Source organism: Flavobacterium sp. (assembly GCF_043778725.1).
Lineage (GTDB): Bacteria > Bacteroidota > Bacteroidia > Flavobacteriales > Flavobacteriaceae > Flavobacterium.
In genome coordinates this window covers 1-17,920 of record NZ_JAYWFT010000017.1, presented here as the reverse complement: position 1 = coordinate 17,920, position 17,920 = coordinate 1, and the positions used below count along the sequence as shown (strand labels likewise).

Sequence of the window (17,920 nt, the reverse complement as noted above, 5' to 3'; positions counted from 1 at the left end):
AAGGTGTAGATGATAATGAAGTTATTTATCCTTACTTTCAAGGTTCTATCTCATTATGGAAAGGATTCGAAGTCATCGGAAAATTTTCTACAAAAGTAAAATTGAAACGAAGTGATTATCAAGTTTATGGTTTTGGATTAAAACATAATTTTAGTCAATACATAAAATCATTTGTTAAAAATAAAATCAACTTTGCCACAATGATTGCTTATTCAAAAGAAGATGTTAGTTTCGATTTTCTTGATGTTCAAACGCCTTACGGAAGTCTTGGAATAAATAAAATTACAGGATTGGTCGATACCTGGCAATTTCAAGTTAGTGGTTCTAAAGAATGGAAGAAATTTGAATTAATGTTAAGTGTTATTTCTAATAAAAGTGATTTCGAATATAAATTATCCGGAGAAAAAGGAGGTATTGAAGATGTAATTCCAGTTCAATATATATTTAATGAAAAACTTAAAGAAATTTACAAGATAAAATACAATACCATTGGAGAAATTTCTGGTAGATATCAATTTAGCAAAATTTATGTACAATCTTCAATAGCTTTTGGTAAATTTGTAAATACAAACTTATCTATACAATATGAATTTTAATTTAGTATCAATATAAACACACACAATACAATGAAAGTTACCATAGTAGGAGCAGGAAACGTAGGAGCTACATGCGCAGACGCTATTGCTTACAGAAGAATTGCGAGTGAAATCGTATTATTAGACATTAGAGAAGGTTTTGCAGAAGGAAAAGCGTTAGACATTATGCAAACCCAAACCACTTTAGGATTCAATACTAAAATGGTTGGAAGTACTAATGATTATTCTAAAACAGCGGCGAGTGATGTAGTAGTTATTACATCTGGAATTCCAAGAAAACCAGGAATGACTCGCGAAGAATTAATAGGAATTAACGCTAGTATTGTTAAAACAGTAGCTGAAAATTTATTGGTTCATTCTCCTAATGCAATTGTAGTTGTAGTTTCCAATCCAATGGACACAATGACTTACTTGACACATAAAGCTACAGGATTACCCAAAAATAGAATTATTGGAATGGGAGGAACTTTAGATAGTTCTCGTTTTAAAACTTATTTATCATTAGCATTAGACAAACCTGCAAATGATATTCAAGGAATGGTTGTTGGTGGTCACGGTGATACTACAATGATTCCGTTAACACGTTTAGCATCTTACAATGGTGTGCCAGTTTCGCAATTTCTTTCTGAAGAAGAATTGGCTAAAGTTGCAGCAGATACAATGGTTGGCGGAGCAACACTAACAGGTTTATTAGGAACTTCAGCCTGGTATGCGCCAGGTGCATCGGTAGCATTCCTAGTAGATGCTATTTTAAATGATCAAAAGAAAATGATTCCATGCTCAGTTTTTCTTGAAGGTGAATACGGACAAAATGATATTTGTATTGGTGTTCCTTGTATTATTGGAAAAAATGGTGTTGAAAAAATTGTTGACATCAATTTGAACGAGGATGAAAAATCTAAATTTGCTAAAAGTGCAGATGCTGTAAGAGCAATGAATGCCGATTTAAAATCGGTTTTATCATAAAATAAAAGCAAAATCTTTTAAGAGACTGCATTTTTGCAGTCTTTTTTTTGATATTAATGTGTAAATAATTTGTTAATCTTTAGGTTAATTATATATTTGCACGTTTCAAAAAAAGTGCACATAGAGATTTCTTTTGATTTAACTTGAAAATCAATGGCTTACTCTAGTTTTGCTTTTTTTAAATTATAACCAAACAAAAAATAATTAATTTTTAGTAATAATGCAGAATAAAGGACTTATTAAATTTTTCGCAATTCTATTTGCATTGGTAAGCATTTACCAACTTTCTTTCACATTTGTTTCAAATGGGATACAAAACGATGCTAAAGCTTTTGCTAACGGAAATCAACAAAAGGAAGTAGACTATCTAAATGATTTGAAAAACAAAAAGGTTTTCAGCTTGTTTGGATTAATAGATTACACTTATGCTGACGTAAGTGGAAAACAAATCAATAAAGGTCTTGACCTTGAAGGAGGTATTAATGTAATACTTCAAATTTCTGTTAAAGACGTTTTAAAAGGTCTTGCTAATGATTCTAAAAACCCAGTTTTTAATAAATCTTTAGTAGATGCAAAAAACAACCTGAGAGGAAATCAATCGTATCTTGATGCTTTTTACGAAGCATTTGAGGCAAACTCTAATGGAACAGTAAAACTTGCTGATCCAAGTATTTTTGCAAACAAAAATTTATCTGATGTTATCAATTTTAAAATGACTGATGCAGAAGTTAAAAAAGTAATCAATAAAAAAGTTGATGAATCTGTAGAAAGCGCTTTTGAAGTATTGAGAAAACGTATAGATAAATTTGGAGTTACACAACCTAATATTGCTAAACTTGGACAAACAGGAAGAATTCTTGTAGAATTGCCAGGAGCAAAAGATGTTGACCGTATTAAACTTTTATTACAAAGAACAGCACAATTAGAGTTCTGGGAAACATACAAGATTGACGATATGGGTGGTTTCTTGATGGCTGCTAATGAGGCATTGAAAGCTACTGAAAAAACTGTTGCTACTAAAGAAGTGAAAGCTAACGCAACGGACACTATCAATAAAATGTTGACTGATAAAACTAAAGATTCAGTTGCCGATAAAAAAGGTAGTAATCCATTGTTGGATAAATTCTTCGCTCAAGGTGGTGGTCCAGTTTTAGGAATAGTAGCCGTAAAGGATACAGCCAAAATTAATTCGTACTTTAAAAGACCAGAAATTCGCGCTCTAATTCCTGCGGATAAACGTTTTGTTAAATTTGTTTGGGGAAAACCAACAGTTACCAAAGACGAAAAAACAAAAAAAGATGTTGAAACTTTTGAGCTTTATGCTTTAAAAGGAAATAAAGATAATACTGCACCTTTAAGTGGTGGAGTTATTACAGACGCAAGAGATACTTTTGATCAATCAGGAAAGCCTGCTGTTTCAATGCAAATGAACGGTCAAGGTGCTAGAAAATGGGAAGAATTAACAGGAAATGCTTACACACAAAAAGGATATATTGCTATTGCATTAGATAATGTAGTTTATTCTGCTCCTGGAGTTTCTACTGGACCAATTGCTGGTGGAAGATCTGAAATTTCTGGTAACTTTGATGTTGCAGAAACTAAAGATTTAGCAAATGTATTGAGAGCTGGTAAATTGCCTGCTGCTGCTGAAATTGTTCAATCTGAAGTTGTAGGACCATCGTTAGGAGAAAAAGCAATCCATGCAGGGTTTATTTCATCTATAGTTGGTTTCTTATTAGTATTTTTATGGATGGTATTCTACTACGGTAGAGCTGGTTGGTATGCGAATATTGCATTATTAGTTAACTTACTTTTCTTATTTGGTATTTTAGCAAGCTTAGGTGCTGTATTAACTTTACCTGGAATTGCTGGTATCGTTTTAACATTAGGTACTGCAGTAGATGCGAACATCATTATTTATGAAAGAGCAAAAGAAGAACTGCGAGAAGGAAAAACATTACCAGATGCAGTTAAAACTTCTTATGGATGGAAAGGTGCAATGCGATCTATTATTGATGCTAACGTTACTCACGTTCTTACTGGAGCAATTTTATTTATTTTTGGAACAGGACCAATTCAAGGTTTTGCTACTACTTTATTAATAGGTATTTTTACTTCATTATTTACTTCAATTTTTATCGCTAGAATTTTTATAGATAGAGATGTTGCTAACAATAAAGAATTGACGTTCTCTACAACATTAACTAAAAACTGGTTTACAGGTTTCCATTTTGATTTTATCGGAATGAAAAAATGGACGTACATCTTTTCATCAGTTGTTGTTATAGTAAGTTTAGTTTCTATTTTCTTTATTAACGGACTTGACGAAGGTGTTGACTTTGTAGGTGGAAGAACTTTTCAAGTTAAATTTGAAAAGACTGTAGATCCTACTACAATTTCTGAAGAGTTATCTAAAGAATTTGGTACTGCGGTAGAAGCTAAAGTTTTTGGTGATGATGATCAATTAAAATTGACTACAAAATATAAAATCAAAGAAGAAAGTGCAGGAGTTGATAAAGAAGTAAATGAGAAATTATTTAAAGTATTAAGTAAATATTATACAAATACAGATTACAACAAATTCATTAATTCTTACGATGGGAAACAAGTAGGAGTATTGCAAGCATCTAAAGTTGGTGCTGCTATTTCTGAAGATATTAAAACTAACTCTTATTGGGCTGTTTTAGGTGCAATGTTAGTTGTTGGTCTTTACTTAGTGATTTCGTTCCGTAAATGGCAATATTCATTAGGAGCTATAGCTGCTGTTTTACACGACGTAATTTTTGTTTTAGGTATTTATTCTTGGTTTTATAAAATAATGCCATTCCACATGGAAATGGATCAGCACTTTATTGCTGCAATATTAACTGTTATTGGTTATTCTATGAACGACACTGTAATCGTTTATGATAGAATTCGTGAATTTCTTGCTGGTAATAGAAAAGGTCACTTTAAAGATGTTGTAAACGCTTCTATTAATACGACTTTATCAAGAACTTTAAATACTTCATTAATGATGATTTTAGTATTATTAACAATGTTCTTATTTGGAGGAGAATCAATTAGAGGATTTATCTTTGCAATGCTTATAGGTATTATTGTAGGAACTTATTCTTCTTTATTCATTGCAACACCGGTTTTGGTTGATACAATGGGAAAATCAGATTTAGAAGATATAGAAAAACGTCACTTTCAAGACCAACAATAATATTTAATATTATTTCTATAAATCATTGATAGTAGAAAAAATAATTTAAAAATAAGAACAGCACCATTTAGTGGTGCTGTTTTTTTTTTAGTGGTTTCAACCTTCTTTTTTTAAATGGTATTTGTATTTTACAATAGTGATAACAAGCATATTTAAAGTAAAAAAAATACCAAAAATGAAATTAAAAAGGCAGTTTTCACCACCTCATTTTTTTATTTACTACAAATTTTTATTGCTTGTCAATCATACCTCAGCAGAACAAAACCCTCTAAAATTTAATAAATCTAAAATTAAAAGCACCAACTATTTTAATACATTACCTTATAAACTAGTACTCTGGAGTAAACTGATTGTCCATCAATTTTTCCTTAAATGTAGATTTAAAAGTATAGGCAAATGTTAGTAGAACTGCTCGTGTATCAGATTTGGATGTTCTGTTATTAGTAAAATTTGCAGTATTATTTTCATAACCGCTTTGTAAAGTATTGAAAACGTCTGTTGCAACTAATCCCAAGCGAGCATTTCCTTTTCCTAATTTTTGCTGAAAACCCATATCAATATTATAAATAGCAACTCTATTCCCTTGAGGCGTAGCCAATTTTGAATTATAATTCCCAATCAATTGCACCTTCCCATTTTGCCAAGGAACAAAATTATTAATCCATTTTCCATACCAATTAAACGCTTTGCTAACCACGTCTTCGGCTACATTAGAACCGTTTATATTTTGCTGAAAAGCTGTAAAACTAATGTTTGTATCGTAGAATTTTAAAAACTTTAGGTTAATAATAGTTTCTAGTCCATAAGTAATAGTAGTTCCAAAATTTCTCGGTGACAATAAGATTACTCCATTACCTTGAAGTTCTGAATATTGTTTTATGGTATTGGTAGCATTTCTATAAAATGAATTTACAGATAATGAACACTTTGTCCATTCTTTGTCATATCCCAATTCTAAAGCATTTACAATTTCGGGCTTCAAATAAGGATTACCACTATGCGGATTTAATGCATCGGTAATATCCAAAAACGGATTTAACTGTCCCAATTGCGGACGGTTAATTCGCTTGCTGTATCCAATTTTTAAAAACTCATCCGATTTTACATTGTATTTCAATGATGCCGAAGGAAAGAATTTTATATAATTAGTGTTAAAATCGGTGTTTTGCGTTACAGTTTTCCCATTGTTATTAACTTGTTCTACTCTTATACCTAAATTGTAATTCCATCTTTGATTTTCCTTGGTGCCAATAAACGAATTTAACATTCCATAAACAGCATTTATTTGTTCATTAAATTTGAAGGTATTACTTGCAATATTATTTACAATATAATCATTATTAATTTTATCAGCACTTTCAAACTCGGATGTAAAAAATCTAAAAGTTCCTTTGTATCCAGTTTCTACAATCGATTTTTCAGAAATAGGAAAAGCATAATCCAATTTAGCATTAGACACATTTTCATTTTCATAATTATGAGTTCTTTGCAAATATACAGTTCCAATTTGCGTGTAATTTGAATCATAATTATATTGATCAATATCGGTATTTTCTTTGGCTTTATTGAATGATGATGTTATACTTGAAGTTAAACTTTTTCTGTCATCGGCATATTTTCGTTCATAATTTAAAGCAAATTCGGCTACTTTAGAACGTTCTATTTCTAACGAATGTCTTTTATTGTTAGAATAAAATGCATTGGTATTTGTCGTTAATAAACTAATCAAAGTTTCATTGTTATCTTGACCTTCAGTATTTGCAGTGGCTTCAAACGAAAAATTATTTTTATCATTGGGCGAAAATTCAATGTTTAAATTCAAATTTTGTAATTGTTCCAATCGTTTGTCATCTCTTGTTTGTGTCAACAAATGCTCATCGACAATAAAATAATTGGTTCTACTAGCATTAATTTTCCGAGTTCTTCCAGCAAATCTATTGTCATAACCCAAACCAAAATTCCATTTTTTTGTTTTATGATTTACAAGAAATGAACTATTAATTCGTCCTTTTGCTCCGAAACCTGCGCCTAAAACAACCGAACCATTAGTACCATTTTGGTTATTTTTTTTTAATTTGATATTGATTACACCACTTTCGGCATTGGCATCATATTTTGCAGTTGGATTATTTACAATTTCAATGCTGTCTATACTACTCGCAGCAATTTGATCTACATTTGTTATCGCCGAATTCTTTCCGTTAATCAATATTAGTGGCGCTTTTCCTCTCAAGGTTATACCACCATCAGCATCGACAGAAACCGTTGGTATGCTTTTTAATAAATCGGTTGCTGTTCCGCCAATTTGCGAAATAGTAGCAGTTGCATTAAAAATAAAACCTTCTTGTGTTTTCTGTATAAGTTTCTTTTGAGAAGTCACCACAACCGAGTTAAGCAGCACAGCATCACTTTGTAATTGAATCATATTCAAATTAAATGGTGTTACAGAAACCGTTATTTTTTGAGAAAATATCTTGTAACCAATAAGTCGAAATTGGATGGTATACGTCCCAAAATCGATGTTTTCTATAGAAAAATTCCCATTTGAATCGGTAGAAGTAAAGCCCACGATTTTGGTTGTATCGGATGTTTTTTTTAGATTTACATCTACAAATTCTAAGTTTCCTTTTTCGTCAGAAACTTTACCTTTAATCTCAGCTTTTTGCGCAAAAGAAAACTGACAAATACTTGATATAATAATCAGTAAAGTCAGTTTAATGTTTAGTTTTTTCATTTAGCAAAGATATTTATTTCTGTCTATTGCCAATTTATCAAATTCTTAAAAATTGCTTAATTAATTTGTTGTTAATCTATAATCTGGAATTCACAATTCCTTCAATTTAACGTAAACTATTTTATTGGAAATAATTTAATTAAAATTAAATTTCGAGGATTTTGTTAGAAGTAAAAAACCACTCAGTTGAGAGTGGCTTTTGTGTTGATGATTTAATTTTAGAACGCTATTGTTATCCAATAACGATGTCCATAATAGTTGATTTCATAGTGAAAATGTATTAGTTAATTTAGTAATGAACGTTCAAATATAAGTTTTTATTTATTAATCATTGTTATTTTTTTCTTAATTCTAAAAAAAAACCTTGGTTTTTGTAAATTAAACCTTTGTATTCTGCTTTAAATCTTTTAAAAGCTTTACTATTCTTTTTTTCAATGCTAAAACTATTTAAAACACCCATATCGTGAAATTCTATATATAAGTCATTGGGATAAGTTATGTCAATAGTTAAATCGTTATATATCCACATTGCTAGATGTTTTCGGATGTTATTATAATTTAGGTTATATTGTTTAGTTTCCTCTCTTTTTATTAAGTATGATTTTTTACCTTTTAAAACATTTTCATAATTAGTCCATAAATAATTACTTTCAATATGTGAATTTGTTGGATTGTCATAAATTTCATTGTTAATAGAAAGTTTATTAAGATTATGTGTAGTTTTTTCTTTATTTGCCAAATCAATTTTTATACCACATTTAAATTTATTGTCAATTTTTAATTCTTCATCATCACAAACAATTGTATATGAAACAAACTCACTTACAAGAATGTATTCCTTACTTTCATCTAAAAATTCGATATTCATTTCAATATTAAAATTATCATAGTAATAATCATGATCGACAGGTAAAAAGTACTTTTTTATATTTGTTCTTATGGCATCACTTATAGTCGAGAATTTTTGTTTACTTAAAGATTGAGTTACTTTTTCCCACATATCCTCTAAATCTTTTCTTACTTCCAAATGCTCTTGCGAGTATATTATATCTCGAATAATTTTTTTATATATTTCAGTGAATTGACTACTTTTAGCTATGCCAGCAAAAATACCACTTGTTAAAATAATTGAGCCGATAGTGTGGCAAACTTGCTTATAATTTTTATTTGTTTCAGAATATATTAACAGTAAAACCCCCACGATAAAAGCTATAGCAACAAAATATCTTTGAAAAAATTCGTTGATAGTTGAAAAAATTGATTTAATAAATTTCATTAATTAGAAGTTTAGTTTATTGTTTGATAATACAAAATTAACATTTTAGCAAAACTAATAACAGCATTATCGTTAAAGTACATCAAATTCCGATTAAATACTTTAAGACATTTTAAGTTAGGTAAGAATTAATTCTATGTTATATTTTCAGAGTTGACTTCGTCTAAAGTAATTTTTTATAACCAAATGATTTTCAAATTAATAATATATAATAATGATTATCTTTATAGTAATAACACAATTAAGGATTTCAAATACTATTTTAAAGCGATTTATTGTTTATCAACCCACAATCGAGCATTAACAAAAGCCTCAATCCAAGGCGAAACTTCATCTTTTTTATCGTTTGGATAATGTGCCCAATTCCATGGAAAAGTTGATCGTTCAATGTGTGGCATCATTACCAAATGTCTTCCTGTTGAATCACACATCATTGCAGTGTTAAAATCAGAACCATTTGGATTGGCAGGATAACCTTCGTAACCATATTTTGCCACAATATTATACTGACTTTCATCATAAGGCAATTTGAATTTTCCTTCACCATGCGAAACCCAAACGCCAAGTGTCGTTCCAGCCAAAGTCGATAACATCACCGAATGATTTTCTTGCACTTTCACCGATGTAAAAATACTTTCGTGTTTGTGCGAATCGTTGTGTTGCATTTTTCCGTGAATTTCATGCTCTGGATTTACCAATTCCAATTCCATAAACAACTGGCAACCATTACAAATTCCAACTGATAAGGTGTCTTCGCGTTTGAAGAAATTCTTCAAAGCAGTATTTGCTTTTTCGTTGTATTTGAATGCTCCAGCCCAACCTTTAGCCGAACCCAAAACATCCGAATTAGAAAATCCTCCAACAGCTCCAATAAACTGAATTTCTTCTAAAGTTTCTCTTCCCGAAATTAAATCGGTCATGTGAACGTCTTTTACATCAAACCCTGCCAAGTACATAGCATTTGCCATTTCACGTTCAGAATTACTTCCTTTTTCACGAATTATGGCTGCTTTTGGTCTTGTCACACCGAGCGCAGTCGAGGTGCTTTTTAACTCAAGCTTCCCAGTAAAATGACTTGGGAATTTATAGTTTAAAGCTTGTTGCCCTAAATTATCAAAACGTTCTTTGGCTTTATTATTTTTAGTTTGTTTTTGGTCGAGTAGGAATGAGGTTTCAAACCACATTTTTCTATAAATTGGAATATTTAGTTCTGTCACACTGAGCGCAGTCGATGTACTTATTTCTAATAAACTGCCTTCTAAAACAATACCAATCTTAAAAATCTCTATTCCTTCAAAGGCTTTTTCGAATGTTGCATCATCTTTTGCTTGAAGCACAATTCCAATATTTTCGGAAAATAAAATTTTAACCAAATCTTTTTCTGCAAAAGAATCAAACGATATTTTTGCACCCAAATTTACATCTGCAAAACACATTTCTAGCAAAGTTGTGATTAATCCACCACTTCCAATATCATGACCAGCAACAATTTGACGGTCTTTAATTAAATCTTGAATAGTATTAAATGACTTCTTGAAAAATTGAGAATCTTTTATAGTTGGAGTTTCAGTTCCGATTTTATTAAGTGTTTGAGCAAACGAACTTCCGCCCAATTTAAAATCATCTTGCGATAAATTGATGTAGTAAATAGAACCACCATTGCGTTGTAAAACTGGTTCCACAACTTTAGTAATATTTGAACAATTGGCTCCAGCAGAAATAATCACTGTTCCAGGTGCAATTACTTCATCATTAGGATATTTTTGTTTCATTGAAAGCGAATCTTTTCCTGTTGGAATGTTGATTCCCAATTCGATAGCAAATTCGGAACAAGCCTCAACTGCTTCGTATAATCGAGCGTCTTCACCTTCATTTTTACAAGCCCACATCCAATTGGCAGAAAGTGAAACCGATTTTAAATTGTCTTTCAAAGGTGCAAAAACGATATTCGATAACGCTTCACCTATAGCATTTCTACTTCCAGCTTTTGGATCAATCAACGCCGAAATAGGCGAGTGGCCAATAGAAGTTGCAATTCCTTCTTTTCCGTTATAATCTAATGCCATCACACCAACGTTGTTCAAGGGCAATTGCAATGGTCCAACACATTGTTGTTTAGCTACTTTTCCGCCAACGCAACGATCGACTTTATTGGTTAACCAATCTTTACAAGCAACAGCCTCAAGTTGAAACAATTGCTCAATATAGGTTGGGATTTTATCTTGCGAGTATTCTAAATCACTATAATTTCTAACAATAGTTTTGTCGTTCATGATGGTTTTTGGCGAACTTCCAAAAAAGTCTTCCAAAGCATAATCCATAGGTTTTAATCCAGTAGATTTTGATTTTTCCTGAGTATTATTTAAATTTTGGAAGTCAAGAACCCGATTTTTATATTCTTCGGTAAAATACTTTTCGTTTCGGGTTTCAAAAGTAAATCTATGATCATTAGTAACTTCACCCACTTGATACATCGGAGAACGTTCTCTATCGGCAATTTTTTGAAGAATTTCGATATCTTTTTCACCAATTACTAATCCCATTCGTTCTTGCGATTCGTTTCCGATAATTTCTTTAGCAGAAAGCGTTGGATCGCCAACAGGTAATTTATCTAAATCGATTAATCCGCCAGTTTCTTCAACCAATTCAGATAGACAATTCAAATGTCCACCAGCACCATGATCGTGAATAGAAACAATCGGATTGTTATCACTTTCTACCAATCCACGAATGGCGTTGGCTGCACGTTTTTGCATTTCGGGATTCGAACGTTGAATGGCATTCAATTCAATTCCAGAACCAAAAGCTCCAGTATCGGCAGATGAAACTGCTGCACCACCCATTCCAATTCTATAATTTTCACCACCAAGAATTACAATTTTATCGCCTTCTTGTGGTTTCTTTTTTATGGCTTGATCTAATTTTCCGTAACCAATTCCTCCGGCTTGCATGATTACTTTGTCGTAACCTAACTTACGATTATCAAGTTTTTCAACCCTATCAGAGTTCAAAACTCTGACAGGGTTATTCTCTTGATGCTCAAAAGTCAGAACCGAACCTGTAATCAAAGGTTGCCCAAATTTATTTCCAAAATCGGATGCTCCGTTGGATGCTTTTATCAAAATATCCATTGGTGTTTGATACAACCATGGACGTTCCGCCATTGCTTCTTCATATTTTCGATTGTTTGTCAATCTTGAATACGAAGTCATGTAAACAGCAGTTCCAGCTAAAGGTAACGATCCTTGTCCGCCAGCCAATCTATCGCGAATTTCTCCGCCAGAACCAGTTGCTGCGCCATTAAATGGTTCAACAGTTGTTGGGAAATTGTGTGTTTCTGCTTTTAATGAAAGTACCGAATCAAATTCTTTTTCTTCATAAAAATCAGGTTTGTCTGCGCTTTTTGGAGCAAACTGCGTTACTTTAGGACCTTTTACAAAAGCTACATTATCTTTGTAAGCTGATACAATATCGTTTGGATTTTCAGCAGCTGTTTTCTTAATCATCTTGAATAACGAAGTTTCTTTTTCAACGCCATCAACGATAAAAGTACCATTGAAAATTTTATGACGGCAATGTTCAGAATTGGCTTGTGAAAAAGCAAAAACTTCCGAATCTGTAAGTTTTCTATTTATTTTTTCAGACAAATTTTCTAAATAAACAACCTCTTCATCGTTTAGCGCCAAACCTTCTTGTTTGTTGTAAGTTGCAATATCATCAATTTCAAGAATAGCCTCGGGTTGAATATTGATGGTAAAAATTTCTTGATTTAACTCCGTATATTTTTGCGAAAGCATAGGGTCAAAATCTGAAAAAGATTCTGAAACTTTTTGAAATTCTTCAATTCTGATGATGTTTTCAATTCCCATATTTTGGGTAATTTCTACAGCATTAGTGCTCCAAGGTGTTATCATTGCGGCACGTGGTCCAACAAAAAAATCCGCAAGTACGGATTTATCTATTTTATGTGCGTTGCCAAATAACCAATTTAATTTTGAGATTGTTTCTGTCGAAAGTTCGTTTTGCGCATGAATGGCAAAGACTGTATTGCTTTCGTTTCCGAAAAAATGAATCATTGTGTTGTGTTGTTATTGCTTGGAACAAGTTACAATTTACTACTACTTTGTCCCAGCATTGTTGTATATGCAAATTTAGTTTAAAAAAATAGAAGTATCAAAAAGACTTTTGAATAGTTTTTAATGTAATTAATTCATAAATTTGATTTTCTAAATTAGATACAAATGAAATTTATATATTATAGTTTAATTTTTTGTGCTTTAAATGCAACTTCACAAGTTAAGTCTTATTCAACTATTGAAACTTCAAGCGGAAGATTAATGTACACTCCTGCTTTTGGCGGTGCAGAGCTAGCAGATGGTTCACCATATATGAATAGTACTTACTTGCCATCAAAAGTTTCTAATTATTCTGGGACTACTCCTCTTATTAGGTATAATGCCGAAAAGGATGAAATGGAATTTTTAAAAGATGAAAAAAAATATTATTTAACAAAATCTGACAGTTTAGAGGTTAAAATTGCTGAAAAATTATATAAATATCTTTCATACAATGGAGATTCTGGAATTGAAAAAGGATTTTTTGTAGTATTGCTAAACAACAAAAAAGATAAATTTTCATTGTTTAAGAAAGAGAGTATTACTTTAATTCCTAAATCTGAGCCTAAATCTAGTTACGATAAGCCTTCGCCTGCTTATTACAGAGTTAATGATGAAAAATTCTATTTAGAACTATCTGAAAAAATTATTGAAATGCCAAAAAAGAAAAAAGATTTTATACTATTGTTTCCAAATAACATTGATGAAGTTGAAGTTTTTATTAAAGAAAACAAAACATCTTTTAAAAATGAAAAAAAACTTATAGAGCTCATTTCATTTGTCAATACTATTGAAAAATTATAACATAAAACCTTTTTGTATAATTTATAGCTTATTTTTTTAAATTTTATGGAATAAACTGATAAGCACCAATACTTACAGTTGGCGTTCTGTTTTTTCCTAATATGTCTGTTGAAACTGATGTTGGTAATGCCAACATAAGCGAAGGAGCAATACTTAAATCTTGTGTTGGCCACAATTTATTACTTGCTATGTTTTTAAATTTAGGTAGATAATTAGTATTATTTTTAGAAATATAACAATTGTTGTATGGTCCAGAAGCAGCATTAAAATTATAAAAGCCAGTATCATTTAATTGGCTGTTGTTAAATTTAATCAACGTGTTTTTTAGATTGTGTAAAAATGGGAAAGTACCTTTTCTATCAATAAAAAATTCCACTTGGTTAGATCCAAAAATAATACAATTGGTAAAATTAAAGATATTGGTAGGGTTGTTTACATACAATGTTGTACTTGTCTCTAAATAATCATTCAATAAAACAGCAACTTGCTTTGAGCTACTCCAATTATTGTTAAAAGTACCATGGGTGAAATTATAGGTTCCGCCATAAGTACAAGCCAAACTTGCTTCTCCACAACTATTAATAACTAAGTTTTCACTTGTTACAGTTGATTTTCTTGCTAGTAAACCAACATTAGAACAATTGTAAATTTGAGAATTATTTATTGTAAGATTTGGAACATCATTATCGGTAAGTAAAGCTAAATTTTGCATTAAAATACCAACTGTAGCATTTTTTACTGTTAGATGATTAATTACATTGTCAGTTTTCTTAGAATAGAATAAAATTGTACCCCATTGACCTGGAACATCAGAAAAATCTGGTTCTAATCTGTCGCCTTCAAAAACAACTTCTTTTGATAAATTATCAGGATTGTTTGTTGCCAAACCATTGACTCTCAATGTAGCATTTTTTGAGATAATTAATCCTGAATTTGCATGAAAATGAATTCGTGCTCCATCTTGAATATTTAAGGTTTCAGTATCAGGTACAATTGCATAACCATACACAACATAGGGTTTATCTCTTTTCCAGAGAAATTCATCGCCATTCATTGGATCACTATGGTCTAACTTACTTCCAATAATAGTTACAGGTTGGTTTGCATCATCAAGACCTAAAGTAATATTTTCATAGGTATAACTGTTATCTGGATTTTGAGTTCTACTAGGATAAATAAAATAGGCATCTTGAATTAAAGTAACCAATTCCACAGTTTGTGGAGCGCCAGAAATATTTGTAAATTGTATTTGGTCTGTATAAAGAAAATCAGTAGGATTAGCGCTTGCAACATCACTTGTTACTTCAATAAAAATAAACAAACTATCTTTAGCTAAGAGTTCAACATTACTGAATATTTTACCTTGCGCACCAGCATCGCCAGTCATTCCGTCAACCATAATGCGATATTTGGAAGTTATGCCTTTTCCTAATTGAATTTTAGGAATGGAAATATCTTTATCACTTCTATTGTAAACTTTTAAACGGTAGGTGCTTGACCCAATATTGGTAAAAACAGTATCTAAATAAACGGTGTCTTTTGAGAATTCTAATCCGCCAGTACTTGGCTCAAAGGCAAAATCGTCTCTACATGAAGTTAGTGATATCGCTATTCCTGCAAATAATAAAAAAAGTAATTTACGCATGTTATAAAATCTAATTTTGGTAAATGTATGTATTTATTTGAAAATTCAAAAATGCAATTTCCAAAACTAATAACGCAATAATAACAATTTTAGTTTGTAATCGTTAAACTATCTGTCGAATCTATTAAAAATTACTAATTTTGCATAAAAAAATTATGTCTTTCGATAAAGAAAAAATGTTGAATTTGTGCAACGAGTGGTCTAAAAATACGTTAATGCAAACTTTGGAAATTGAATATACCGATGCTGGTGAAGATTTTTTAGTAGCTACAATGCCTGTCAATCCTAGAGTTCATCAACCTATGGGATTGCTTCATGGTGGCGCAAGTGTTGCCTTAGCAGAAAGTGTTGGAAGTGCTGCTTCGCTAATGTTTGTTAATCCAGAAAGGCAAGAAGTTCGCGGTATTGAAATTTCGGCCAATCATGTTAGAAGTAAAAAAGAAGGATTGGTAACGGCAACCGCAAGAATTCTTCACAAAGGCGCAAGTATTCACTTGTGGGAAATTAGAATTGTGGATGAAAACGAGAAATTAATTTCGCTTTGCAAATTGACTAATATGGTTTTACCAAGACGATAATGAGCATTTTATTCGAAAAAAGTAGAGAACAATTTAACAAGCAAATGCCTTTTGTGGCCTATTGCAAGCCTAATTCTGAAAAAATAATTGCGCTTTTTCAAAAGAACGATTCTTTATTTGAATTAAACAATGCCGATTCTGGATTTGCATTTGTTTCTTTTGATAATAAAAAAAGATATTTAATTCCCGAAATTGAATCGGATATTTATTTTGAAAATGTTGAAACATCAGATTTTGTTTTCCCAAATAACAAGCAATTTCCAATTGATTTAGTTGCCAAAACTAGTCATGAGAAGCTTGTACATAAAGCAGTTTTAGAAATTGAAAAAGGTAGTTTTCAAAAGGTAGTTTTATCAAGAATTGAAACGATTGCAGTTTTAGATTTTGATATAGAAACCGTTTTTAGCAAATTAATTTATCATTATCCTACTGCTTTTAAATATGTTTTTTTTCATCCTAAAGTTGGTTTGTGGATGGGAGCAACACCAGAGCAATTTTTAAAAATTAACAAAAATAAAATTGAAACAGTTTCTTTAGCTGGAACTATTTTAAATACTGACTCTGAGATTGTTATATGGACAAATAAAGAAGTGAATGAACAACAAATTGTAACTGATTTTATTGTTGATTCTTTAAAAAAGTATGCCAAAGAGGTTTTTGTTTCAAAACCTTACAATTATAAAGCTGGTTCATTAATTCATATAAAAACAGATATAAAAGCAACATTTGAAAATCAATCTTATTTAGAACAAATAATAAAATCAATGCATCCTACTCCAGCAGTTTGTGGATTTCCAAAAGAAGCAGCCAAGTCTTTTATTGTTGAAAATGAAGGTTATGACAGAGAATTTTATGCTGGATTTTTAGGTGAATGGAATAAAGATTTTTTAACATTTAAAGAAAATTATTCCGATTTGTTTGTCAATTTACGTTGTATGAAAATTGAAAACAAACAAGCCAAGTTATATGTTGGTGGCGGAATCAATAAAGGTAGTAATCCAGAAAAAGAATATTTAGAAACAGTAAATAAGTCGCAAACAATGAAAAAAGTCTTGTAAAGGTTGCGATGTAGAAAATACGAATTTTAAAATTAAGAATCTCATTATATTTGCAAAACAATAAATTAAAAACAATGAAATTAGATATACTAGCTTTTGGCGCGCATCCAGATGATGTAGAATTGGGTTGTGGTGGCACAATAGCAAAAGAAATAAGCCTTGGTAAAAAAGTTGGAATTGTAGATTTAACTCGAGGCGAATTGGGAACACGAGGTTCAGTTGAAATTCGCAATTCAGAATCGGAAATAGCATCTCAAATTCTTGGAGTTTCTGTTAGGGAAAATCTAGATATGCGTGATGGTTTTTTTATAAATGATGAAGAGCATCAAATGAAAATTATTCAAATGATTCGAAAATTTCAGCCAGAAATTGTACTTTGTAATGCCATTGCTGACCGACATATCGATCATGGAAAAGGAAGTAAATTGGTTTCTGATGCTTGTTTTTTATCTGGTTTACGAATGATAGAGACTAGTTTGAATGGAGAAAAACAAGAAGTTTGGCGACCAAAAGTAGTTTATCACTACATTCAGTGGAAAAACATAGAACCTGATTTTGTTGTTGACATATCTCAATTTATAGATGTGAAAATGGAATCTATTTTGGCTTACAGTTCACAGTTTTATGATCCAAATTCTAAAGAACCGGAATCGCCAATTAGCTCTAAAAACTTTTTAGATAGTGTAAAATATAGAGCACAAGACTTTGGAAGAATCGTAGGAACAAGTTATGCCGAAGGATTTACAGTAGAAAGATATTTGGCAGTCAATAGTTTAGGAAATTTGATATAATTTTTTCATTTTTTCTTTGCGTAAAAGAAACTTTTGCAATATATTTGCACTCGTTAAAAATGGTGGTTGTAGCTCAGCTGGTTAGAGCGCTGGTTTGTGGTGCCGGAAGTCGCCGGTTCGAACCCGGTCATCCACCCTAAAAACGCTAA

General features: G+C 31.2%; 11 protein-coding genes and 1 tRNA gene. 8 read left to right on the top strand and 4 right to left on the bottom strand.

Going from position 1 to position 17,920, the window contains the following annotated elements:
* From ACH2CG_RS02115 to secDF, 3 genes are all read left to right on the top strand, one after another.
* The coding region (locus ACH2CG_RS02115; protein ID WP_395061726.1) for a DUF6588 family protein at positions 1–596 on the top strand (596 nt) is incomplete at its 5' end.
* Positions 597–626: 30 nt separating this feature from the next.
* On the top strand, positions 627–1,562 hold the full coding sequence (mdh, locus tag ACH2CG_RS02110) for a malate dehydrogenase (RefSeq protein WP_395061724.1): 936 nt from the start codon (positions 627–629) through the stop codon (positions 1,560–1,562).
* A 220-nt stretch (positions 1,563–1,782) separates the two neighbouring features.
* On the top strand, positions 1,783–4,770 hold the full coding sequence (gene secDF / locus ACH2CG_RS02105) for a protein translocase subunit SecDF (RefSeq protein ID WP_395061722.1): 2,988 nt from the start codon (positions 1,783–1,785) through the stop codon (positions 4,768–4,770).
* A 328-nt stretch (positions 4,771–5,098) separates the two neighbouring features.
* Here secDF and ACH2CG_RS02100 read toward each other — a convergent pair whose 3' ends face one another.
* From ACH2CG_RS02100 to purL, 3 genes are all read right to left on the bottom strand, one after another.
* Positions 5,099–7,504, bottom strand: coding sequence for a TonB-dependent receptor domain-containing protein (locus ACH2CG_RS02100; RefSeq protein WP_395061720.1), 2,406 nt, complete (start codon positions 7,502–7,504; stop codon positions 5,099–5,101).
* A 334-nt stretch (positions 7,505–7,838) separates the two neighbouring features.
* Positions 7,839–8,780, bottom strand: coding sequence for a hypothetical protein (locus ACH2CG_RS02095; protein WP_395061718.1), 942 nt, complete (start codon positions 8,778–8,780; stop codon positions 7,839–7,841).
* A gap of 272 nt (positions 8,781–9,052) precedes the next feature.
* A complete protein-coding gene (gene purL / locus ACH2CG_RS02090; protein WP_395061716.1) occupies positions 9,053–12,856 on the bottom strand; it encodes a phosphoribosylformylglycinamidine synthase in 3,804 nt (1,267 codons plus the stop codon).
* Positions 12,857–13,021: 165 nt separating this feature from the next.
* Between purL and ACH2CG_RS02085 the strand changes: the two genes are divergently transcribed.
* Positions 13,022–13,699, top strand: a complete 678-nt coding sequence (locus tag ACH2CG_RS02085) for a hypothetical protein (RefSeq protein WP_395061714.1) — start codon at positions 13,022–13,024, stop codon at positions 13,697–13,699.
* Between the two features lie 43 nt (positions 13,700–13,742).
* Here ACH2CG_RS02085 and ACH2CG_RS02080 read toward each other — a convergent pair whose 3' ends face one another.
* Positions 13,743–15,344 carry a hypothetical protein gene (locus ACH2CG_RS02080; RefSeq protein ID WP_395061712.1) on the bottom strand — a complete coding sequence of 534 codons (1,602 nt, stop codon included), beginning with the start codon at positions 15,342–15,344 and terminating at the stop codon, positions 13,743–13,745.
* Positions 15,345–15,499: 155 nt separating this feature from the next.
* Here ACH2CG_RS02080 and ACH2CG_RS02075 point away from each other — a divergent pair, with 155 nt between their 5' ends.
* The 4 genes from ACH2CG_RS02075 (at position 15,500) to ACH2CG_RS02060 (ending at position 17,907) form a co-directional block, all read left to right on the top strand.
* Positions 15,500–15,922 carry a PaaI family thioesterase gene (locus tag ACH2CG_RS02075; protein WP_395061710.1) on the top strand — a complete coding sequence of 141 codons (423 nt, stop codon included), beginning with the start codon at positions 15,500–15,502 and terminating at the stop codon, positions 15,920–15,922.
* The gene (locus ACH2CG_RS02070; protein ID WP_395061708.1) at positions 15,922–16,980 is read left to right on the top strand and encodes a chorismate-binding protein; all 1,059 of its coding nucleotides are present in this window, start codon (positions 15,922–15,924) and stop codon (positions 16,978–16,980) included. Before ACH2CG_RS02075 ends, ACH2CG_RS02070 begins: the two co-directional genes overlap by 1 nt.
* 74 nt (positions 16,981–17,054) lie before the next feature.
* Positions 17,055–17,771, top strand: a complete 717-nt coding sequence (gene bshB1 / locus ACH2CG_RS02065) for a bacillithiol biosynthesis deacetylase BshB1 (protein ID WP_395061706.1) — start codon at positions 17,055–17,057, stop codon at positions 17,769–17,771.
* A gap of 62 nt (positions 17,772–17,833) precedes the next feature.
* Positions 17,834–17,907: transfer RNA gene (locus tag ACH2CG_RS02060), tRNA-His, on the top strand.
* Positions 17,908–17,920: the final 13 nt, after the last annotated feature.

What these genes read in the sequence shown, in the direction of transcription:
- ACH2CG_RS02100 (WP_395061720.1), bottom strand. Translation starts at nt 7,504, where the DNA reads ATGAAAAAACTAAACATTAAACTGACTTTACTGATTATTATATCAAGT.
- bshB1 (WP_395061706.1), top strand. Translation starts at nt 17,055, where the DNA reads ATGAAATTAGATATACTAGCTTTTGGCGCGCATCCAGATGATGTAGAA.
- purL (WP_395061716.1), bottom strand. Translation starts at nt 12,856, where the DNA reads ATGATTCATTTTTTCGGAAACGAAAGCAATACAGTCTTTGCCATTCAT.
- ACH2CG_RS02080 (WP_395061712.1), bottom strand. Translation starts at nt 15,344, where the DNA reads ATGCGTAAATTACTTTTTTTATTATTTGCAGGAATAGCGATATCACTA.
- ACH2CG_RS02085 (WP_395061714.1), top strand. Translation starts at nt 13,022, where the DNA reads ATGAAATTTATATATTATAGTTTAATTTTTTGTGCTTTAAATGCAACT.
- secDF (WP_395061722.1), top strand. Translation starts at nt 1,783, where the DNA reads ATGCAGAATAAAGGACTTATTAAATTTTTCGCAATTCTATTTGCATTG.
- ACH2CG_RS02095 (WP_395061718.1), bottom strand. Translation starts at nt 8,780, where the DNA reads ATGAAATTTATTAAATCAATTTTTTCAACTATCAACGAATTTTTTCAA.
- ACH2CG_RS02075 (WP_395061710.1), top strand. Translation starts at nt 15,500, where the DNA reads ATGTCTTTCGATAAAGAAAAAATGTTGAATTTGTGCAACGAGTGGTCT.
- ACH2CG_RS02070 (WP_395061708.1), top strand. Translation starts at nt 15,922, where the DNA reads ATGAGCATTTTATTCGAAAAAAGTAGAGAACAATTTAACAAGCAAATG.
- mdh (WP_395061724.1), top strand. Translation starts at nt 627, where the DNA reads ATGAAAGTTACCATAGTAGGAGCAGGAAACGTAGGAGCTACATGCGCA.